General features: G+C 39.0%; 28 protein-coding genes. 2 read left to right on the forward strand and 26 right to left on the reverse strand.

What is annotated here, in order from left to right; translation table 11 throughout:
- Positions 1–17 precede the first annotated feature (17 nt).
- From atpD to CQ058_RS15435, 16 genes are all read right to left on the reverse strand, one after another.
- Positions 18–1427: a F0F1 ATP synthase subunit beta gene (gene atpD / locus CQ058_RS15350; protein ID WP_002034913.1), complete on the reverse strand. Its 1410-nt coding sequence runs from the start codon at positions 1425–1427 to the stop codon at positions 18–20.
- A 69-nt stretch (positions 1428–1496) separates the two neighbouring features.
- The gene (atpG, locus tag CQ058_RS15355; protein WP_002034912.1) at positions 1497–2357 is read right to left on the reverse strand and encodes a F0F1 ATP synthase subunit gamma; all 861 of its coding nucleotides are present in this window, start codon (positions 2355–2357) and stop codon (positions 1497–1499) included.
- A gap of 325 nt (positions 2358–2682) precedes the next feature.
- Entirely contained in the window at positions 2683–4191 is a 1509-nt protein-coding gene (gene atpA / locus CQ058_RS15365) for a F0F1 ATP synthase subunit alpha (protein ID WP_000027511.1), read from the reverse strand.
- Between the two features lie 11 nt (positions 4192–4202).
- Positions 4203–4745: a F0F1 ATP synthase subunit delta gene (gene atpH, locus CQ058_RS15370; RefSeq protein ID WP_002130060.1), complete on the reverse strand. Its 543-nt coding sequence runs from the start codon at positions 4743–4745 to the stop codon at positions 4203–4205.
- A complete protein-coding gene (atpF, locus tag CQ058_RS15375; RefSeq protein ID WP_002016287.1) occupies positions 4742–5248 on the reverse strand; it encodes a F0F1 ATP synthase subunit B in 507 nt (168 codons plus the stop codon). The genes atpH and atpF overlap by 4 nt, the downstream gene beginning before the upstream one ends.
- A 129-nt stretch (positions 5249–5377) precedes the next feature.
- Positions 5378–5596, reverse strand: a complete 219-nt coding sequence (gene atpE, locus CQ058_RS15380; RefSeq protein WP_000052064.1) for a F0F1 ATP synthase subunit C — start codon at positions 5594–5596, stop codon at positions 5378–5380.
- A gap of 56 nt (positions 5597–5652) precedes the next feature.
- Positions 5653–6372 carry a F0F1 ATP synthase subunit A gene (gene atpB, locus CQ058_RS15385; RefSeq protein WP_000399874.1) on the reverse strand — a complete coding sequence of 240 codons (720 nt, stop codon included), beginning with the start codon at positions 6370–6372 and terminating at the stop codon, positions 5653–5655.
- Between the two features lie 7 nt (positions 6373–6379).
- Complete coding sequence (locus CQ058_RS15390; RefSeq protein ID WP_002016288.1) at positions 6380–6772, reverse strand: ATP synthase subunit I; 393 nt, start codon at positions 6770–6772, stop codon at positions 6380–6382.
- The gene (locus tag CQ058_RS15395) at positions 6772–6996 is read right to left on the reverse strand and encodes an AtpZ/AtpI family protein (RefSeq protein ID WP_002089742.1); all 225 of its coding nucleotides are present in this window, start codon (positions 6994–6996) and stop codon (positions 6772–6774) included. The genes CQ058_RS15390 and CQ058_RS15395 overlap by 1 nt, the downstream gene beginning before the upstream one ends.
- 26 nt (positions 6997–7022) lie before the next feature.
- The gene (locus CQ058_RS15400; RefSeq protein WP_000232963.1) at positions 7023–7136 is read right to left on the reverse strand and encodes a DUF4024 domain-containing protein; all 114 of its coding nucleotides are present in this window, start codon (positions 7134–7136) and stop codon (positions 7023–7025) included.
- Between the two features lie 376 nt (positions 7137–7512).
- The gene (gene upp / locus CQ058_RS15405; protein WP_002034907.1) at positions 7513–8142 is read right to left on the reverse strand and encodes a uracil phosphoribosyltransferase; all 630 of its coding nucleotides are present in this window, start codon (positions 8140–8142) and stop codon (positions 7513–7515) included.
- 273 nt (positions 8143–8415) lie between these two features.
- A complete protein-coding gene (glyA, locus tag CQ058_RS15410) occupies positions 8416–9657 on the reverse strand; it encodes a serine hydroxymethyltransferase (RefSeq protein WP_002191293.1) in 1242 nt (413 codons plus the stop codon).
- Between the two features lie 253 nt (positions 9658–9910).
- Positions 9911–10483 (reverse strand): TIGR01440 family protein, encoded by a 573-nt coding sequence (locus CQ058_RS15415; RefSeq protein ID WP_002130064.1) that lies wholly within the window; start codon positions 10481–10483, stop codon positions 9911–9913.
- 66 nt (positions 10484–10549) lie between these two features.
- Complete coding sequence (gene rpiB / locus CQ058_RS15420) at positions 10550–10993, reverse strand: ribose 5-phosphate isomerase B (protein ID WP_000869917.1); 444 nt, start codon at positions 10991–10993, stop codon at positions 10550–10552.
- A 96-nt stretch (positions 10994–11089) separates the two neighbouring features.
- Complete coding sequence (locus CQ058_RS15425) at positions 11090–11530, reverse strand: low molecular weight protein arginine phosphatase (protein WP_002130066.1); 441 nt, start codon at positions 11528–11530, stop codon at positions 11090–11092.
- Positions 11531–11841: 311 nt separating this feature from the next.
- Positions 11842–12339, reverse strand: a complete 498-nt coding sequence (locus CQ058_RS15435; RefSeq protein ID WP_002016294.1) for a PTS sugar transporter subunit IIA — start codon at positions 12337–12339, stop codon at positions 11842–11844.
- Between the two features lie 388 nt (positions 12340–12727).
- On the opposite strand from CQ058_RS15435, the gene CQ058_RS15440 reads away from it, so the two are divergent.
- Positions 12728–13114: a DoxX family protein gene (locus tag CQ058_RS15440; RefSeq protein ID WP_002068579.1), complete on the forward strand. Its 387-nt coding sequence runs from the start codon at positions 12728–12730 to the stop codon at positions 13112–13114.
- Positions 13115–13280: 166 nt separating this feature from the next.
- Positions 13281–13892: a flavin reductase family protein gene (locus CQ058_RS15445; RefSeq protein ID WP_002034901.1), complete on the forward strand. Its 612-nt coding sequence runs from the start codon at positions 13281–13283 to the stop codon at positions 13890–13892.
- Between the two features lie 189 nt (positions 13893–14081).
- On the opposite strand, the gene CQ058_RS15450 is transcribed toward CQ058_RS15445, so the two are convergent.
- The 10 genes from CQ058_RS15450 to CQ058_RS15490 form a co-directional block, all read right to left on the reverse strand.
- Positions 14082–14360, reverse strand: a complete 279-nt coding sequence (locus CQ058_RS15450) for a DUF3935 domain-containing protein (protein WP_002034899.1) — start codon at positions 14358–14360, stop codon at positions 14082–14084.
- Between the two features lie 81 nt (positions 14361–14441).
- Positions 14442–14573 carry a hypothetical protein gene (locus CQ058_RS32310; protein WP_002139014.1) on the reverse strand — a complete coding sequence of 44 codons (132 nt, stop codon included), beginning with the start codon at positions 14571–14573 and terminating at the stop codon, positions 14442–14444.
- Positions 14574–14592: 19 nt separating this feature from the next.
- Positions 14593–15141, reverse strand: coding sequence for a manganese efflux pump MntP (locus CQ058_RS15455; protein WP_002016298.1), 549 nt, complete (start codon positions 15139–15141; stop codon positions 14593–14595).
- Between the two features lie 77 nt (positions 15142–15218).
- On the reverse strand, positions 15219–16259 hold the full coding sequence (locus CQ058_RS15460; protein ID WP_002016299.1) for an L-threonylcarbamoyladenylate synthase: 1041 nt from the start codon (positions 16257–16259) through the stop codon (positions 15219–15221).
- Between the two features lie 81 nt (positions 16260–16340).
- On the reverse strand, positions 16341–16826 hold the full coding sequence (locus tag CQ058_RS15465) for a GNAT family N-acetyltransferase (protein WP_105589846.1): 486 nt from the start codon (positions 16824–16826) through the stop codon (positions 16341–16343).
- 49 nt (positions 16827–16875) lie between these two features.
- On the reverse strand, positions 16876–17736 hold the full coding sequence (gene spoIIR / locus CQ058_RS15470) for a stage II sporulation protein R (RefSeq protein ID WP_002130069.1): 861 nt from the start codon (positions 17734–17736) through the stop codon (positions 16876–16878).
- A gap of 244 nt (positions 17737–17980) precedes the next feature.
- The gene (prmC, locus tag CQ058_RS15475; RefSeq protein WP_002068570.1) at positions 17981–18832 is read right to left on the reverse strand and encodes a peptide chain release factor N(5)-glutamine methyltransferase; all 852 of its coding nucleotides are present in this window, start codon (positions 18830–18832) and stop codon (positions 17981–17983) included.
- Positions 18832–19899: a peptide chain release factor 1 gene (gene prfA, locus CQ058_RS15480; RefSeq protein ID WP_002113060.1), complete on the reverse strand. Its 1068-nt coding sequence runs from the start codon at positions 19897–19899 to the stop codon at positions 18832–18834. Before prfA ends, prmC begins: the two co-directional genes overlap by 1 nt.
- A 476-nt stretch (positions 19900–20375) precedes the next feature.
- Entirely contained in the window at positions 20376–20960 is a 585-nt protein-coding gene (locus CQ058_RS15485) for a thymidine kinase (protein WP_000281086.1), read from the reverse strand.
- A 110-nt stretch (positions 20961–21070) separates the two neighbouring features.
- On the reverse strand, positions 21071–21316 hold the full coding sequence (locus tag CQ058_RS15490; protein WP_000643447.1) for a type B 50S ribosomal protein L31: 246 nt from the start codon (positions 21314–21316) through the stop codon (positions 21071–21073).
- Positions 21317–22111: the final 795 nt, after the last annotated feature.

Here is a 22111-nt window from a genome sequence, read left to right on the forward strand (position 1 = left end):
TCGTCCCTCCTAAGGCCTTACGCCATCATTTTCTTCGCGTTTTCAATAACTTCTTCAATGCTACCAACAAGACGGAATGCATCTTCTGGAAGGTCATCATATTTTCCTTCTAGAATTTCTTTGAAGCCACTAACTGTATTTTTCACAGGTACGTAAGAACCTTTTTGACCTGTGAACTGCTCAGCTACGTGGAAGTTTTGAGATAAGAAGAATTGAATACGACGAGCACGATGCACAACTAACTTATCTTCTTCAGATAACTCATCCATACCTAAGATAGCGATGATATCTTGAAGCTCTTTATAACGCTGTAAAGTTTGCTGTACTTGACGAGCTACTTCATAATGCTCTTCTCCTACGATTTCTGGAGAAAGTGCACGAGACGTAGATGCTAATGGATCTACGGCTGGGTAAATACCCATTTGTGTTAAACGACGCTCTAAGTTTGTTGTTGCATCTAAGTGAGCGAACGTTGTAGCTGGTGCTGGGTCAGTATAGTCATCGGCTGGTACGTATACCGCTTGGATAGACGTGATAGACCCTTTATTTGTAGATGTAATACGCTCTTGTAATTGACCCATTTCTGTTGCAAGTGTTGGTTGGTAACCTACCGCAGATGGCATACGACCAAGAAGGGCAGATACTTCAGAACCTGCTTGCGTGAAACGGAAGATGTTATCGATGAACAATAGTACGTCTTGTCCTTGCTCATCACGGAAATGTTCAGCCATTGTTAAACCTGTTAATGCAACACGTTGACGTGCTCCAGGTGGCTCGTTCATTTGTCCAAATACCATCGCAGTTTTCTTAATTACGCCAGAATCGCTCATTTCGTGGTATAAGTCATTACCCTCACGAGTACGCTCACCTACACCAGCGAATACAGAGATACCACCGTGCTCTTGTGCGATGTTGTTAATTAATTCCTGAATTAATACCGTTTTACCTACACCGGCACCACCGAATAGACCGATCTTACCACCCTTAATGTAAGGAGCAAGTAAATCTACTACTTTAATACCAGTTTCAAGAATTTCTATTCTTGTAGATAGTTCTTCGAATGCAGGTGCTTGACGGTGAATTGGATCACGACGTACATCCGCAGGAACATCACCATCTAAGTCAATTGCATCACCTAATACGTTGAATACGCGACCAAGTGTTACATCACCAACTGGTACAGAGATTGCTTTACCAGTATCTTCTACTTCTGTGCCACGAACAAGTCCATCTGTGGAAGACATCGCAACTGTACGAACTGTGTCATCACCTAAATGAAGTGCAACTTCAAATGTTAAGTTGATGCTTGCTCCGTTTTCGTTGCTTTGTTTTACCGTAAGGGCGTTGTAGATTGCTGGTAGCTTTCCGCCATCAAACTTAACGTCTACAACCGGACCCATGATTTGCGTAACGCGCCCTTTATTCATCGGGTTCCCTCCTAGCTTTCTTTTAATTAGCCAGCTTTCTAAGAGAAGTCGGCTTTTAATTTTTTATTACTATTCTAACGCTGCTGCTCCACCAACGATTTCCGTAATTTCTTGCGTAATCGCTGCTTGACGCGCACGGTTGAATGAAAGTGTAAGTGAATCGATAACTTCCATTGCGTTGTCTGTAGCACTCTTCATTGCTGTCATACGCGCCGCGTGCTCACTTGCTTTACCGTCTAGTAATGCACCGTACACTAAGCTTTCTGCGTATTGTGGCAATAATACTTTTAAAATTTCTTCTTCAGAAGGTTCGAATTCATAAGCTGTCGTCGGTTTATTAGACGCCACATCCGTAAGCGGTAAAATTTTATTTTCCGTTACTTCTTGTGAAATTTTACTTACATAATGATTGTAGTAAATGTACAGCTCATCATAAGCACCGTCTGCGAACATCGCAATTGCTCGAGAAGCAAGATCTTTAATATCAGTAAATGATGGGTGGTCAGATAATCCAACTACTTCATCAATGATGTTAAAGCCGCGACGTTTTAAATAATCACGTCCTAGTCGTCCAAGCACAATAATTGAATATTGGTTTGAATCCATATTATGACGTTCACGAACTACGTTACTTACTGTACGTAATACGTTACTGTTATAACCACCTGCTAGTCCGCGATCAGATGTAATAACGATGTATCCTGTACGCTTTACAGGACGCGCATTTAGCATTGGATGATTAATTCCTTTACTTCCTTGCGCAATGCTCGCTACTACTTCTTGAATCTTTTCCATATACGGAACGAAAGATTTAGCATTTTGCTCTGCACGGTTTAACTTAGATGCAGATACCATCTCCATCGCTTTCGTAATTTGACTCGTTTTCTTTGTCGAGGTAATCTTCGCTTTTATATCGCGTAAAGATGCCACAGGTTTTCACCACCTTTTTTCCGGAAGTTGGCACGATTAGTAAGAATCCTCTTTCTAATCTACGTTGCAAGATATTCTTGCTCATGATTGAAGGAAAAGAATAGGTGCACCTACTCTTTTCCTTTACATAACCGTCAGCAATCTCAAAAGCTGAGATGCCTTTATATGATCTAGCTAAGCCACAGTCGGCTTCACTTTTTATTTATCTAGCTCCAGCGGCTTGAATGCTCGGTGGTTTCACTTCTTCCTACGAGGCAAAGACCGCCTCTTCGTCAGAAGCTCCATCCCCCTCACATTCAGAACGAGCCGCTTCCGCTTTTATTTATTATTCAGAAGCTACGAATACTTTTTTAAATCCGTTAATTGCTGCTGCAAACTTGTCGTCATCCGCAAGTTTCTTAGTTGTGCGGATTTCTTCTAATAAGTCAGTTGCATTTGAATCTAACCAAGCATGGAATTCTTCTTCGAAACGAGTGATATCTACTACTGGGATATCATCTAGGAATCCACGTGTTAAAGCGTAAAGAATGATAACTTGTTTCTCTACACGTAACGGTTTGTGTAATCCTTGTTTTAATACCTCAACTGTACGAGCACCACGGTTTAATTTCGCTTGTGTTGCTTTATCAAGGTCAGAACCGAACTGAGCGAACGCTTCTAACTCACGGTAAGATGCAAGGTCAAGACGAAGTGTACCTGATACTTTACTCATTGCTTTAATCTGAGCAGATCCACCAACACGAGATACAGAAGTACCCGCATCGATCGCTGGACGTACGCCAGAGAAGAATAGGTCAGATTGTAAGAAGATTTGTCCATCCGTAATCGAAATTACGTTTGTTGGGATGTAAGCTGATACGTCCCCTGCTTGTGTTTCGATGAAAGGTAGTGCAGTTAAAGAACCGCCGCCTCTTGCATCACTTAATTTTGCTGCACGCTCTAATAAGCGAGAATGTAAGTAGAATACATCCCCTGGATATGCTTCACGACCTGGAGGACGACGTAATAGTAATGAAAGCTCACGGTAAGCCGCTGCTTGTTTTGATAAGTCATCATATACTACTAATACGTGTTTACCATTGTACATGAACTCTTCACCCATTGTTACACCAGCATAAGCAGCTAGGTATAATAATGGAGCTGGTTGAGAAGCTGATGCAGTTACAACGATTGTGTAATCTAATGCACCGTGCTTACGTAGTGTTTCTACTACGTTACGTACTGTTGATTCTTTTTGTCCGATAGCTACATAGATACAAATCATATCTTCATCTTTTTGGTTAATGATTGTATCAAGTGCAACTGCTGTTTTACCTGTTTGGCGGTCACCGATGATTAACTCACGTTGACCACGGCCAATTGGTACAAGAGCATCGATCGCTTTAATACCTGTTTGAAGTGGTTCATGAACAGATTTACGATCCATTACACCTGGTGCTGGACTTTCGATTGGACGAGTGTTTGTTGTATTGATTGGGCCTAAACCATCAACTGGTTGACCTAATGGGTTTACAACACGACCGATTAGTTCTTTTCCTACTGGTACTTGCATGATGCGACCAGTACGACGAACTTCGTCACCTTCACGGATTTCTGTGTAAGGTCCTAAAATAATGATACCTACGTTGTTTTCCTCTAAGTTTTGTGCTAGTCCCATAACGCCGTTAGAGAACTCTACAAGTTCACCAGCCATAACGTTATCAAGACCATGAGCACGCGCAATACCGTCACCGACTTGGATAACTGTACCAACATCACTAACTTCGATTTCAGACTGATAGTTCTCGATTTGTTGCTTTATCAGTGCGCTAATTTCTTCAGCTCTGATGCTCATGTGCTTCACCCCTATCTATTCTTCATTAATTCACGCTGAATACGTGCTAATTTTCCTTGTAAGCTTCCGTCGTAAATGCGATTTCCAATACGTACTTTAATGCCGCCTAGTAAATCTTCATCCACAACATTTTTCACGCGAATTGCATCTTTTCCTGTTTTTTTTGCAAATGCTTCTGCAATGTTAAGTTTTTCTTCTTCCGATAGAAGACGAATAGAATATACAGTTGCATCCGCTACGTTACGTTCTTCATTAGCAAGAACAACATATTCATTTGCAATTTCAGGTAGGATATCAATACGCTTGTTATCAATTAAAATATATAACGTATTTAAAATAGATTCAGAAACAGATGCGAATACGTTTGCAAGAAACGTTTTCTTCTGCTCTTTTGAAATGTTCGGTTGCGTTAAAAAGCTATGTAGTTCTCCGTTCTTTGTAAAAACGTTTTGTACAAGGCGTAATTCCTCTTCAAACATTTCTAATACGTGTTTTTCTTTTGCAATTTTAAAAAGAGCGACAGCATAACGTTTTGCTACAATCCCATTGCTCATCGCGCTTCTCCTACTTCTTTAATATAATCGCGAATTAACTTCACTTGATCTTCTTCTTTTAATTCTTTTTCAATTACTTTAGAAGCAATATGAACAGATAAAGAAGCAACTTGTTCTTGTAAAGCAGCAATCGCTTGCTCTTTTTCGCGTTGAATTTCTTGTACAGCAGATGTTTTAATTGATTCTGCTTCTTCTTTCGCAGCAGCAACAATAACATCCTTTTGATCTACAGCTTGTTTCTTCGCTCTTTCGATTAACTCTTGTGCTTCAACACGCGATTGTTTTAACATTTCACGTTGTTCTTCTACTAATTTCTTCGCTTCAGCATTACTTCTTTCTGCAGCGTCGATTTCATTAGTAACATGCTCTTCACGTTCTTTCATAATTCCCATTAAAGGACCCCACGCGAATTTGCGTAGCATTACTAATAGAAGTAAGAAAATGAACAATGTATAAGCAATCGTTCCAAATGGAATGGAAGCCCCTAATAATAAAGTTGGCACAAGGATTCACTCCCTTCAAAATATCTAAATTGATCATATGAAAAACAAAGACATACGTTTCGTTCATAAAGCAATGGCGAAGAAAGTTCGGAAAAACACTCTTCGCCATCTATGTAAGGGGAGTCTCCCTTATTTGTTCATTACGATGAAAGCAATAACTACACCGATAATTGGAAGTGCCTCAACTAATGCAACCCCGATGAACATAATTGTTTGAAGTGCGCCTTTTAATTCTGGTTGACGAGCAACACCTTCGATTGTACGTGATACGATAAGACCGTTACCAATACCTGCACCTAATGCTGATAAACCAATTGCAATTGCAGCTGCGATTACACCTAAACTCATTTAATTTGTCCTCCTTTGTATTATAAAAAAATAAATTTTTTCTTACTTAAATTATATTAATGGTCATGGCTTACTTTATGAGCCATATAAACCATCGTTAACATTACGAAAATAAATGACTGGATTGAACCAACGAATACGCTGAATCCCATCCATGCTAACATCGGTACAAGTGCACCTAATGCTCCTAAGAATGATGCCCCGCCTAACTTAGCAAGTAATCCTAATAAGATTTCACCTGCGTAAATGTTACCAAATAAACGAAGACCTAACGTTAATGTGTTAGCAAACTCCTCAATAACCTTTAATGGGAATAAGAATTTCATAGGTTGGAAATAACCTTTAACATATTCTTTCGTACCCTTCATCTTAATTCCATAATAATGGGTGAGGGTAACTACCATCACGGCTAATGTTAATGCAACTGCTGGATCAGACGTTGGTGATCTCCACCATGCAATATGTTCGCCAGCCTCAACTGTTGAATACATGAATGGTAAACCAAGGAAGTTCGATACGATGATAAACATGATAAGCGTAACGCCAAGCGTTAAGAAACGTCCACCTGTTTTCCAATCCATCGTACTATTGATAATCCCTTTCACGAAGTCAAACACCCATTCCATGAAATTTTGCATCCCGGTTGGGCGAAGCGCTAAGCTGCGAGTTCCGATAACAGCGATTAAGAAAACAATAACTGCTGCTACAGTAACCATCATAACTGATGACAAATCGAACGTTAAACCTAGAAATTCAACTAATTTACCGTGTTCCACTAGTAATTCACCTCTCTTCCCTGCTCGTATACTCTAAATAAAGAAAATCTATGATCATGACAAGGTATCCTGTCAGCAATCCTACACCTAAGCCCCACATCGCAATTAACTCTTGATATTTGGCTGCAAATAAAATTAATAACCCAATCGTGGCGAATCTTGAATATGTACTTACCGCTGTCGCCTTAAACTTCACGTTTTCTCCATTTGTTACGCGATCTAATAGCTTGTCTGTTCTACGTGCAATGATGCGCAAACTAAGAAAACTGAAAATCGTTCCGATAATCAGCCCAAGAAATACATCCTTGTAAGAGGTAATTCCCCATCCTAGCACTAGAAGCGCAAGCAAGTAGTACATATATTTCTTTTGTCTTTGGACAAGTCCATGTACGTCTATCATCATTGCTCTCCCGAATAGTAATGTTGAATGAGTCGAATCATTGCGTATACCCCTGTTCCTAACCCGAGTAATAACCCTATAATAAGAAACAACGGAAACGTTCCAACCTTATTATCAATCCATTGCCCACCAAAGATTCCAATAAGAATAGAACCAACTAACTGAGCAAGTATTCCTGACATTAAAGCATACGCTTTTATATGGCTGCGATCGTTTTTTTGCAAGGATTCATCCCTCCAATATGTAACCCTCATTCACGATGTGTTAATAATAACTCATTTTTCTGCATAAATTCTATACAAAATAAAAAGTTTACATTTTCGTCACGGAATAGATGCATTTTTGTCACTGAAAGCCCTACCATCTATCCCCGTTGTTAGCATACAATAGGGTATTAACAGTGTCAACGAGAAATCGTAAAAAATCAAAAAATTTGAGTATTAGGCATTTCCTCCCAAAAATGAAAACGTTCCCCTTCTAAATACTGGTTAGAGATATGCAATTTCTAACAGTTTTCTCTTTATAATAGAAGAAAATGTTCACAAGTTTGTCACTATTATATTTTTAAGATATAGCGCTTTCCTTCCATAATATAGTGTCCCCGAGACGTAAGACTTCTATATTATATGTGATGTGTATATAACTTATGTTGTATATACCCTGTATATTTATCTCCCCCTCCCCCGTGCGCTGAGGGCGAAAAAAAAAACGAGCGGGGAATCCCCCTCTCGTCTGTTGTCTTACTTCGTTCCGAATAAACGGTCACCAGCATCACCAAGACCTGGAACTACATAACCATGGTCATTTAACTTCTCATCTAATGCCGCTACATAAATATCAACATCAGGATGCTCTTCCTGCACTACTTTTACTCCTTCTGGAGCAGCTACGATACACATTAATTTAATTTGCTTTGCACCGCGCTTTTTCAGAGAATTAATTGCTTCAGCCGCAGAACCACCTGTTGCTAGCATCGGATCTAGTACGATAAAGTCACGCTCTTCTACATCCGTTGGAAGTTTCACATAGTATTCTACCGGTTGCAATGTTTCAGGGTCACGGTATAAACCAACGTGTCCTACTTTTGCTGCTGGAATTAATTTCAGAATTCCATCAACCATTCCTAAACCTGCACGTAAAATCGGAATTAAACCAAGTTTTTTACCAGCGATCACTTTTGTTGTCGCTTTGCTTACAGGTGTTTCAATTTCAATGTCTTCAAGTGGAAGGTCACGAGTAATCTCGAAAGCCATTAAGCTTGCTACTTCGTCCACTAATTCACGAAAATCTTTCGTACCTGTATTCTTATCGCGAATATATGTAATCTTATGTTGAATTAACGGGTGATCAAATACATACAGTTTTCCCATGTGAATCTCTCCTTTAGATGATATTCATGCGTTTACACGCTTCTTTACACTATTTACGATTGTAAAGAAAACGCTACTAATATTCAAGGGCAAATTTGGTAAAATCATGATTTTACGATGAATCTATCTAGTATCTTTACCAATTATGGGAGCTGTATCCTTCATTATATCGCCAAAATTTATTCATCATTTGTATACATACTTTAAAAACAATATATGTCCACAAAAAAAGACTACTAAAACAATTACGTTTCAGCAGTCTTTTTTAATCTATTATAGATTTGTATACATTGGGAATTTGCTCGTTAACGCTTCTACACGTTTGCGCGCTTCTTCTAGTTCAGCTTCATTCTCATGATTTTTTAATGTATGAGCAATAATTGCTGCAATCTCATCCATTTCTTCTAAACCGAAATCACGTGATGTTACCGCCGCTGTACCGATACGTACACCGCTTGTTACAAATGGGCTTGCTGTTTCAAATGGAATCGTATTTTTATTCACTGTAATACCAACTTCATCTAATACGTGCTCTGCTACTTTACCTGTAATTTCCAAGTTACGAACATCAATTAAGATTAAATGATTGTCTGTTCCACCAGAAACAAGTGTAAGTCCTTCCTTTTGAAGGCCTTCAGCTAAACGATTCGCATTATTAATGATATTTTGTGCATATGTTTTAAACTCATCTTGTAGTGTCTCACCAAATGCAACAGCTTTTGCAGCAATTACATGCATAAGTGGGCCACCTTGAATACCAGGGAAGATTGATTTATCAATTTGTTTTGCAAATTTCTCTTCACATAAAATCATACCGCCACGTGGGCCGCGTAATGTTTTATGTGTTGTTGTTGTAACGAAATGTGCATGTGGTACTGGATTTGGATGTAAACCAGCTGCTACTAAACCAGCGATATGTGCCATATCAACCATTAAGTAAGCTCCCACTTCATCTGCAATCTCACGGAATCGTTTGAAATCGATAACACGAGGATATGCACTTGCACCTGCAACGATTAATTTTGGTTTATGTTCTTTCGCTTTTGCTAATACATCATCGTAATTAATACGGTGAGATTCAGCATCCACGCCATATTCTACGAAATTATATTGTACTCCACTGAAGTTAACAGGGCTTCCGTGTGTTAAGTGACCACCATGAGATAAATTCATGCCAAGTACTGTATCGCCTTGCTCTAAAATCGTGAAGTATACTGCCATGTTCGCTTGTGCACCCGAATGTGGTTGAACATTTACATGCTCTGCGCCAAAAATTTCTTTCGCGCGATCACGTGCGATATCTTCTACTACGTCTACGTGTTCACAACCACCATAGTAACGTTTTCCAGGATATCCTTCAGCATACTTATTCGTTAGAACAGAACCCTGCGCCTCCATTACTGCTTCACTTACGAAGTTTTCCGAAGCAATTAACTCGATCTTTGAACGCTGTCTTCCTAGTTCTGCCTCAATTGCAGCAAATACCTTTTCATCTTGACGTTTTAAATGATTCACCAAAATCCCCCTTTTCTGAACGAATTACATCAATTCCCAATAGTTTTTTCTCATTTATTCAGAAAAAACGAAAATTCAGGTTGTAATTCTTTCGAACCTTCATGTTTTCAACTACATTCTAACATGACTTTCTATATCATAAAAGAAAAAAAAAGACCAAAATTGGTCTTTTCTTTCTTCTATTATAAAGTCAGACTACATACCTTTTACCTTTCGATATACAGCTGTTATAAGACTTTATAATTTTTCATGTTTAACGGCAAGGAATAGCTTCTTCATTTGCCGCATAAACGGCACGTGCTCCACCTATTAGTTTCCCACGTGTTTTCGCCATCGTTACATGCGCACTTCCTATTTCCTTCACACTTGTACGAACCGGTACAGCTACATGCTTTAAATGCATACCGATAAATGTATCGCCGATATCCATTCCTGCATCTGCTTTAATAAACTCAATTACTACCGGATCTTTAAAATTGTGATACGCATACGTCGCTAATGCACCACCTGCTGATCTAACAGGCGTAACTGTTACAATTTCAAATTGATATTTCATCGCTACATCTCTCTCAACTACTAAAGCACGATTTAAATGCTCACAACATTGAAACGCCAATTCAATACCTGTTCTCTCTTGAAATTGTTTTAACTCAGAAAAAATCGCCTCTGCCACTTCCATCGTTCCTGATGTTCCAATTCTTTCACCTAGCACCTCGCTCGTGCTACACCCCACTACAAAAATTTGACCACTTTGCAGCGTGGCTTGTTCTTGGAAATCAGAAAGCGACATTTGTAGCTGTTCTCTTACCTTTACGATTTCTGTCATTACGCCTCTTCCTTTCACAGGTTGGTTCACCAAATTATATTTCATACTACTTATAGTTAGAATCTATTACTTTGTTTCGTACGTTTTAATTTTTCCTACTCGGTTTTCGTGACGGCCACCTTCATAGTCAGTTGTTAGCCAAATTTTCGCGATATCACGCGCTAGACCAGCTCCAATTACACGCTCGCCCATCGCTAACATGTTAGTGTCATTATGCTCTCTCGTCGCTTTCGCACTGAAAGTATCATGAACTAATGCACAACGAATACCATTTACTTTGTTTGCTGCGATTGACATACCAATGCCTGTCCCGCAAACTAAAATACCACGATCCACTTCACCATTCGCGACCATTTCTGCTGCTGGAAACGCAAAATCAGGGTAATCAACAGAACCAGCTTCACATTCACAACCTAAATCAATATATTCAATATTTAACTCTTCTAATAAACTTACAAGTTCTTTACGGATATTCATACCGCCGTGATCAGATGCTACTACTACTTTCATTTTTACCCCTCCGAAGTTTCAATCAATTATCTTCATTTCACACTCGCTACCTTAATGGAACAAAGTGATCTCCAATATCGTATTATACACGAAACATCAACCTTCTGAATGTTTTTTCAGTAAAGTTTGTACAAGTTTTTCCATCTCTTCTAACGTTTCTTTATAAATAGAAAGCGATCCGCCAAATGGATCTGAAATATCCTTACTTACACCCTCAGTTAATCCATATAATGTATCCAATTTCTTTTCCACGCTCGGATAATACCCAAGTACAATTTGCTTATGGTTTTCCGTCATTGTTACTACAATATCCGCCCAATCAACCAAAGTATCGTTTACCTGCTGCGCGGCATGATCGATTACAATTCCTTTTTCAGCTAAAGCTTCCTTTGCATGTATCGACACATCGCTTCCAGGATAGGCGAAAACACCAGCAGATTGCACTTCAAATTTACCTTCTCCATAATGACGAAGCAAAGCCTCAGCCATCGGACTACGGCATGTATTTCCAGTGCAAACAAATAACACCCGTTTCATCTAAACCCACCCCTTTTTTTCTGTTTCCTACATTTATCTCGATTGGTGAAGGCTAATAATCAGCGGGGGATGAACACCCTCCACTCATTAAAGTTTCACTTTATCATAGCGTACATTAGAATAGAACAAAAGGAATGTGAATATACGAAAGGCGCATTTCTCTTATATTTTTTCTAAGAAAAATGCGCCTTATCCACATATATGAAACCCTATTTCCAAGTGCCCAAAGTATTTTACCATACATAATGAACACACTACGAAACAAAATAAGGAATCCATTTCATATGAAACGGATTCCTTCTATCAAATAATTATTTCATTGTAACTTTCATTACTTCTGTTGAACCTTTTGTAGCTGTTACACCTACAGTTGTCTTAATAGACTCAGCTGCATCTGTGTTTGTAATAACGATTGGAGTAATTGTGCTTTTCGCTTTTTCACGAATTAATTCTAAGTCAAATGAGATTAATTTATCTCCAGCTTTTACAGCTTGTCCTTCAGAAACGTGAGCTTCGAAACCTTCACCTTCCATTTTTACAGTTTCTAATCCAACGTGGATTAAAATTTCTGTACCGTTTTTCGCTTTAATTCCAATAGCATGTTTCGTGTGGAATAATTGTACGATTTCACCATCAACTGGAGATACAACTACACCTTCAGTAGGATCGATCGCAACACCGTCACCCATCATACGACCAGCGAATACTGGATCTGGTACTTCTTCAATATTTTTCACTGCTCCAGTTAATGGAGCTACGATTGTTTCTTCATTTGTTTTTGAACCAAAACCGAATAATTTTTTAAACATAGGATAGTCCTCCTTATAATTTACCTAAAAGTTTATAGGGCAATCTCTATTCAAGATCGAAATACACGTAAGACTTCATACTTCGAATGTTATACTGTAAAAACTCTTTCGAAATAAATCATGTCATTACTACTAGACTCTTATTGTAGCGCTTCACAAAATTCCAGTCAATTCTGATTGTCTGAATAACAATGAGAAGTTAACTTCTACTTATATTTTCTCTTTTTTTCGCTTACTTGTCTAGAGGTCTTTACTACATTTTATTTTTTGTTGTTAATTTGTAAAATTCCTTTCAAATTTTTGTTGAAACCCACTTGACTAAAGTAAGTAACTATTTTATTATTAACTTACATAAGGTAAGTTAATAACTTTTAGGAGGTTTTTTAAAATGATGGATATCGGTCTTCTTATTATTCGTCTTATTATAGGAATTACATTCATGGGTCATGGTGCTCAAAAATTATTTGGTTGGTTCGGCGGTTACGGCTTAAAGGGAACTGGCGGCTGGATGGAGTCAATCGGCTTACGTCCTGGTGTATTTATGGCCTTTATGGCTGGCGCAACTGAACTATTAGGTGGTTTCTTATTCGCAGCAGGTATTTTCACTGTAGTTGGTTCATTATTTATCGTAGGAACAATGTTAGTAGCAATTTTCACAGTTCACGGAAAAAATGGTTACTGGGTAACACAAAACGGATTCGAATATAATTTAATGTTAATCGCTGTCGCTATCGGTGTAGCTTTAATTGGACCTGGCGCTTACGTTTTACTTTAATATTTATCTCTATTTCAAGATATTTACCAAAAAAGAGATTACTTCAGTACAATCGAGGTAATCTCTTTTTTTACATCATCAAAAAAATATTATTTTCAGCAGGAGATTCCCATTGATATCTTGTAAAGGAACAATAAGTATTCATATTTAGAAAGGGGATTACAACATGTTATCCATTAATCCAAACGAACAAACTGAAAAAGATAATTACAAATTACTAACAGGAAGTATCATTCCACGTCCTGTTGCATTCGTTACTTCTGTAACTAAAGATGGCGTATTGAACGGTGCGCCATATAGTTATTTCAATATCGTCGCTGCCAATCCACCACTTATCTCAGTTTCAGTACAACGCAAAGAAGGAAAACCGAAAGACACTTCCAGAAACGCAATAGAAAAAGGGGAATTTGTCGTACATATTTCTGATGAATCTTACGTAGAAGCGATCAACGAAACAGCAGCGAACCTACCTCCTAATGAAAGTGAAATCGAATTAGCAAAACTAACACCGATTGACAGTGATGTCATTTCAGTACCAGGGGTCAAAGAAGCAAACATTCGAATGGAGTGCATATTAGAACGCGCTATCCCACTCGGCGGAACCGAAGACTCGCCAGCTTGTGACCTACTAATCGGCCGCGTCGTCCGCTTTCACGTCGCTGAACACTTATACGAAAACGGCCGAATTCACGCCGAAGAACTAAAACCAATAAGCCGCCTAGCAGGACACAACTACGCAAAACTAGGAGAACAATTTGAATTAGTGAGGCCCATTTAAAGGCGGAAGCGGCTCGTTCAGAATGAGAGGGGGATGGAGCTCCTGACGTAGAGGCGCTTTTTGCCTCGCAGGAAGGCGCGAAGCCACCGACCATTCTAGCCGCTGGAGCTGGCCACTGGAACTGGATACCACCGAAAAGCTCCAGCTTCATCACTCAAACATAACCCCCCGCTGAAAGCGGGGGGTTTTTTATCGTAATTCTTCGTTCTTCTCCTCTAATGCCGGGAATTTCTCTTTTTTAGATCTACCAAGCTTTATTACAAAGAAATATAAGGAAAGTAACGTAATAAGGAAAACAATTAAAAACGGGTACGGAGAATAAAAAGTACGCGCCGCCTCCGATTTTCCTGCAACAAACTTCAATGACTCAATATCTAAAAACTCAGCAAACATTTGTACACCGAGCATACTGAACCAAAAAACAAAAAAACTAATAATAATACCAAAAACTTGCTTCAATCTCGTCATTCATCTCATCCTTTCTATATTTGTAATTTTTTAGTGTGATCAATATAGTACAAACGAAACTATGCACAGAAAGGAACTATCTCACCATTCACGAATTAACTTAATCCAACCTAACATCGAAATTTGCAAAATAACACCCAATATTATAAGTCTTCTTAGCCATCGAGGAAAGAAGGTTAAAAGCTTAACATACCATTCCAATAGCTTGTTCATAATTCCCTCCTACATAAAATTATATAGGAAAAAGGAGATACAATCCAAACCCAACAAGAATAATACCACCTACTATTTCACCGTATGTGCCAAGTATATTTTTGGCATGGCTACCAAGCAATAAACCCATCCAAGCCAGTAACATACTTATTAGTCCGAACAATAATATCGTAATAATTGTCTCTGCTCCGTAAATTCCAAGACTAAGACCTACTGAAAAACTATCTATACTGACACCAAATGCAAATACAAATAAACTAATTCCAATTGGAGCAGTTCTAGTCTCTTCTCCTTCTAAAATAGACGAATATACGATATAGAACCCTAGCCCAATTAATAAAATAGCTCCTGCAAAATTTGCGACATCCCCATACCTCTCTGATAGAAAACGTCCTAGTACCATTCCGATAAATGGCATAATAATATGAAATATCCCAATCGTCATACCTATATAAAGGATTTGTCTTAACTTTAATGTTACCATCCCCATACCGAGGCTCACTGAAAATGCATCCATCCCCAGGGCAAATGCCATAATTATTAAAGGTATTAATTGTTCAAGTGTCATTCATATCCCCCCTCGGACGTGCTACTTCACAATATGCTTATCCGAGGAGAAATATTCTGTTTGCTAAAGGTACATTATCATTCAATAATAATCTGATGTCCCGCAGCTTTTGTTAAACGATTCATAATTGCATTTCCTATGCCTTCATTCGGGAATGATTCACTAAAAATAACATCTACTTCACTTGCATCAAACGTTCTAAGCACATCATATAACTTAGTCGCAACGCTGGCTAAATCGCTTCGCACACCACAAGACAATACAACATCTGCACTATACACATGCTGATACTCTTCTGTCGTTAATACACCTACTTTAAATCCTTCTTTCTTTTTCTCATCCACAATACGTTGAATAAACTCACGGGACCCTTCAACAATACTAAGTGGCGCTTTCGGTGCATAATGTGTATATTTCATTCCAGGTGATTTTGGTTTTTCTTTCTCATCCTTTAAAGCTGGATCTAAAGAAACATTTCCTATCACGGCCTCTAATTGCTCCTTCGTAATCCCACCTGGACGTAAAATCGTCGGAACCTCGCTCGTACAATCAATTACAGTTGATTCAACGCCTACTCCTGTTGCCCCGCCATCAACAATACCAGCAATTTTCCCATTTAAATCTTCATACACATGAGAAGCTAACGTTGGACTTGGGCGTCCTGAACGATTCGCACTCGGTGCCGCAACAGGCACGTTTGCCTCTTCAATAAGGGCGAGCGCTACTGGATGATCCGGCATCCTCACTCCGACTGTATTAAGTCCTGCCGTAACCCTCTCTGAAATCCCTTTTTTTCTCGGTAAAATGATTGTTAATGGTCCTGGCCAAAAATGCTCCATTAACTTTTCTGCAACCGGCGGAATTTCTCTTACGATACCATCTAACTGAGATTTTGTTCCTATGTGGACAATCAGTGGATTATCGCTCGGCCTCCCTTTCGCTTCAAAAATTTTCGCTATCGCTTCATCATCCATTGCGTTTGCTCCTAACCCATATACCGTTTCCGTTGGGAAGGCCACCGCTTCATTTTCTCTTAATAATCTCGCTGCTTCTTTTAATTGTGGATAATATTTTTTTCTTTCCACAACATTATCCACAACCCACATATTTGTATGCATTTTTTCCCACGTCCTTTTCTACCATGAAATACTTGTCTATTTTTAGTTTACTATGAGATTTATCCAAAAGACAAACAAGGTTTATCCACAAAATGTGGATAAACCTTGTTTGTCCGTGGATAACTTTGTGAATAGCTGACAATTTAGTATTATTGCATTTAGCTCTTTTATATTTTTACAAAAGTGTTCTAACTGTCGAATTTCCTCTGGCACTTCCTCTTTCTCTATAATGACAAAGTTAAAAAACTGAAAGATGGTCACAGATTGTGGATGATTTGTGAGTAAGTACAATTGTCGAATATCTTTTTCTTTCATATACTGCAAAAACATCTCGAAAAAATATAAGAAAGTCTGTTTATCCACATTAGGTGTGAATAAACAAGAACGGATAAGTGCATTTTCTCCACTTTGTTCATATCCAATTACCGCTCGTATTTCTCCCGCCTCTTCCAAGATCATAAATTGTGCGTACAACTCATTTATTTTATCATCTTTTTTATTAGCTTGTCCGAAAAAAGAATGTAATCTTTCTACATCTGCTTTCGTAGCAAAATACACGTTCTTCATAATAAATCCCTCCTCATTGATATATATGAGGAAGGATTTATTAATAGCACTATTTAGAGAATAAAGATGTAAAAGCTTCGACGATAAATAATTTAACCTCTGGTTTCTCTTCCTCTTCTACTGTTACATATTCATTTTGCTTTTCTTGTTTTTGCTCCACAGGTTTCTCCACTTTTTCCACAGTTTTTGTTTCTACTTTTTTTACAGGCTGTTCTTCTACTTGTGTTTCGTGTTTTACTACTTTCTTTTCCTGTGCTGTTACTTTTTCAGCTTTTTCCGGCTTTACTACTTTCTTTTCTTTCACCTTATCCTCTTTCTTCTCCGGTACATCCACTACTTCCTCATCTAGTTGTCTCACCTGCTCCTCTTCAGGAGATTCAGCTTTCACAACATGTTCTTCTTTCCTTACAGCTGTACCACTTGAAAAATCTAAGAAACACATCGGTGGAAATAATACACACCACCAGTTTGCACCTTCACCTTTTCCAATTGTAATAAGTACCGCTTCATATTCTCCTGCCGGATAAATAAAATTCCCATATACCTTTGTAGGAAACTTCACATTCTTACCGAATTTCACTTGAAACGCCTCTTTACTTCCTTCTCTTTTCAGTGTATTTGCCACTGTCTTTTCAATTTCAGGAATATGATTTTGAATTACTTTTCGAGCTTCTTCAAATGACGTTAAATCCGCTACCCATCCATCAATTTGCGCTTTTACTTCATCGCGTACTTTACGCTTTAACGCCTGATCTTTATCGGAATCACTATTAGCTAAAATACGTAATCGAACGGCCTCTTTCGGAATAACAGTAGGCCCTTTTGCATCAGCTTTCATATATCCAAACTGCACAAGTAACTGTGCACCAATTAATAATAAAAGAAAGTAAGCAATAACTTGTTTTTTCATTTCCTCCACCGTCCCCTCTAGAAACAGTGTGGACAGACTTTCATCTTTCTAAACTATTAAATTCAAAATCTATATAAAAAACCGATAGAAAAGCATTTTTTTAATTGGCGAGAGTAACTGGCTATGTATAGGTAATAAGGTGCGTATTTTCGCTGAAATAATTCCCCTTACCAAAATTCTAAATAAAATGTATGGCTGAGTAGTTACGAATTTTTCATACAAAAAATAGAGTAAGGCTTATGCCTTACTCCATCTCTGCAAATACCATGCGATCTTTTCCATTAATATCAAATACAACTTCAACTTGAGCGCGCGGGAAAGTTTGCTGTAATAATGCTTTCACATCTTCACCTTGCCCTACACCAATTTCAAACGCCACAATCGCCTTTTTCTGTAATACATTCGGCAATTCCTCCATAAAACGACGATAGAAATCTAGTCCATCTTCCCCACCAACAAGCGCACGCTTCGGCTCATGCTCCTTCACAACAGTAGAAAGACCACGCCAATCTTCCTCTGGTATGTACGGAGGATTGGAAACAACAACATCTAACTTCTGACCTGTTTCATAAAATGGAGACAGTAAATCGCCATGATAGAAAGTTACATCCGCCCCTAAAGTTTTTGCATTTTCTTTTGCAACTTCAATCGACTCCTGTGCGATATCTACTGTATACACATGAAGATTTTTATTTTCTAAAGCGAGCGTAATAGAAATCGCTCCACTACCTGTTCCAATATCCGCTATGTGAAGCTCCTCATTACCGAAATGGCGCTCAATTCTCTCTAGCACTCCAACTATAAGTTCCTCTGTTTCCGGTCTTGGTATCAATACCTCTTCATTTACAAAGAATGATCGGCCATAAAACATTTCATAACCGAGCATATATTGGATCGGAATACCTTCTACATGCTTGTGGATAAATTGTGCAAAACTTTTCTCTTGTTCCGCAGTTATTTCTTCACGCATATTCATGAGCATTCCGGTTCTGTTCGTCTTTAATACATGACAAAGGACAATTTCTCCCGCATTTTCATCTCGTCCATTTTCCTGTAAAAAAGAAGAAGCCCATTTCAGGGCTTCATAGACACGCATTACTCAGCTGCCTCCATCTTTTGCGCCTGATCTTCCATCACTAAGGCATTGATGAAATCATCTAACTTACCTTGTAGGATTTGATCTAGCTTTTGAATCGTTAAACCGATTCGATGGTCTGTAACACGGTTTTGCGGGAAGTTATACGTACGAATACGCTCTGAACGATCTCCCGTACCAACAGCTTGTTTACGGTTTTGATCATACTCAGCTTGCGCTTCTTGTCTAAATTTATCATAAACACGTGCGCGTAATACTTTCATCGCTTTTTCTTTATTCTTAATTTGTGATTTCTCATCCTGACAAGATACAACTACACCAGTCGGTAAATGCGTTAAACGTACCGCTGACATCGTTGTATTAACGCTTTGTCCACCAGGACCACTAGAAGCAAACGTATCAACACGAACATCTTTTTCATGAATATTAATTTCTACTTCTTCTGCCTCTGGTAGTACAGCTACAGTTGCTGTAGATGTATGAATACGTCCGCCAGATTCCGTTTCAGGAACACGTTGTACACGGTGAGCACCATTCTCGAATTTCAGCTTCGCGAAAGCACCTTTACCGTTAATCATAAAGATAATCTCTTTATATCCACCTAACTCTGTATAGCTCGCTTCGATAATTTCAGTTTTCCAACCTTGCACCTCAGCATAACGGCTATACATACGATATAAATCACCAGCAAATAAAGCTGCCTCGTCACCACCAGCAGCGCCACGAACCTCAACGATAACGTTTTTATCATCATTAGGGTCTTTTGGAACAAGTAAAATTTTCAGACGTTCTGATAATGTTTTCTCTTGTCCTTCTAATTCAGAAACCTCTTCTTTTACCATATCACGCATATCAGCGTCTAACTTATCTTCTAACATTGCCTTTGCATCTCGTAATTGCTCACGAACATCTTTATACTCACGGTACACCTCTACCGTGTCCTGAATATCAGATTGCTCTTTTGAATACTCACGAAGCTTATTTGTATCGCTAATAACCTCTGGGTCACTTAACAACTCATTCAACTTCTCATAACGATCTTCTACAGCTTGCAAACGATCTAACACACCATTCACCTCTACATCCTAGTATCTAATACAAATAGTATATGGTACTTAATCAAAAAAACGCAAATTATATTTAAAAGCGTAAGCGGCTTGCTCAGGATCGCAGGACATTGGAACTCTCGACCTTGAAGCGCTTTTTGCTTCGAGCGAGAGAGTGAAATGGCCGGAGATTCTAGCCGCTGAAGCTAGATAATATTTAAAGCGCAAGCGGCTCGCTCAGAATGGGAGGAGGTTGGAGCTTCTGACAGAGAGGCGCTCTTTGCCTCGCAGGAAGAAGCGAAACCACCGACCATTCTAGCCGCTGGAGCTAGATAATATTTAAAAGCGCAAGCGGCTCGCTCAGCTCTGACTGGCTAAGGTTCTCTCGCACAAAAGGTGCTTTTCACCTTGAGTAGCGGCGGTTCTTAGACACGAAGAGCTTGCCACCAATCTTCATCTATTTTCGAAAAAAACCCGCTCTACATAGCGAGTTTCACTTATCTTTGTTTTGTAGGTACTGCATGACAATGACGACAACGTGGTTCATACGATTCTGAAGCCCCAACTAAAATAATTGGATCATCAAATGCCGCTGGTTCTCCATCGATTAAACGTTGCGTACGACTTGCAGGAGATCCACATGCAGAACAAACTGCCTGCAATTTAGTTACATGTTCAGCAATCGCCATCAGCTGAGGAACTTGTCCAAATGGTAGACCACGGAAATCTTGGTCTAATCCAGCTACAATGACACGATAGCCACGATTTGCCAATACTTGCACCACTTCCACAATGTCCCCATCAAAAAATTGTACCTCATCGATTGCAATAACATCCATTTCTTCTGTTACATGGTTAAATATATCTTTTGAAGCTGAAACAGGAACTGCTTTAACCTTTAATCCATTATGTGATACAACATCTTCTTCACTATAACGATTATCAATACATGGTTTAAATACAATCGCATGTTGTTTCGCAAATTGTGTACGGCGTATACGGCGGATGAGCTCTTCTGATTTCCCAGAAAACATACTCCCGCAAATCACTTCAATCCAACCATTTTGATTCATTAAGTACATTGAGCTCTCCTTTCATCTACTTTCCTAATCCAAAGTAGGGTAAAGGTTTAATATTTTTGCAAAAAAAACAGACAAGCGAATACATACACTTGCCTGTTTTATGTTCTTTATTACTTGATGCCGTATTTCTTATTGAAGCGGTCAACACGTCCGTCTGCAGTAGCAAACTTCTGACGTCCAGTGTAGAATGGGTGAGAATCAGAACTGATCTCAATTTTTAGTAATGGATAAGTGTTACCATCTTCCCACTCAACAGTTTCGCTAGAGCCTTTTGTAGACCCGCTTAAGAATTTGAAGCCAGTGTTCGTGTCCATAAATACAACTTTATTGTAATTTGGATGGATTCCTGCTTTCATTCTTTTCATCTCCTTCCGCCCTGAATCATTTTCGAAACAGAGTTTTTCATCTTCAGCTGCTTACACAACTATATTGATGAAACACATATGATGAAATTATAACAAGGCTAACTCCATTTTGCAACTACCTGTTTTTGTCTTTTTAAAAATTAAAAGCACAAGCGGCTCGTTCAGAATCCAGGTCACTTCAAGCTCTCGACCAAGAAGCGCTTTTTGCTTCGACCGAGAGAGCGAAATGGCCGGAGATTCTAGCCGCCGGAACTGGATATCAATTAAAAGCGCAAGCGGCTCATTCAGAATCGCAAGTCACTTCAAGCTCTCGACCAAGAAGCGCTTTTTGCTTCGACCGAGAGAGCGAAATGGCCGGAGATTCTTGCCGCTGGAGCTGGATATACCTAAAAGCGCAAGCGGCTCGTTCAGAATGAGAGGGGGATGGAGCTTCTGACGTAGAGGCGCTTTTTGCCTCGTAGGAAGAAGCGAAGCCATCGACCATTCTAGCCGCTGGAGATGGAACTAGATACACCTTAAAGCGCAAGCGGCTCGTTCAGAATGAGAGGGGGATGGAGGTTCTGACGTAGAGGCGCTTTTTGCCTCGTAGGAAGAAGCGAAGCCATCGACCATCCTAGCCGCTGGAGATGGAACTAGATACACCTTAAAGCGCAAGCGGCTCGCCCAGAATCGTAGGGCACTTCAAGCTCTCAATCCAAATATGATTTCCATCTCAAAAAACAAATTTTTTCCATATATTACTCTCTCTAATATTCCCTTAAAAACATAAAAAACTCGCTTACTACG

The sequence above is a fragment of the Bacillus sp. MYb56 genome (assembly GCF_002976445.1).
Taxonomy (GTDB): Bacteria; Bacillota; Bacilli; order Bacillales; family Bacillaceae_G; genus Bacillus_A; species Bacillus_A mycoides.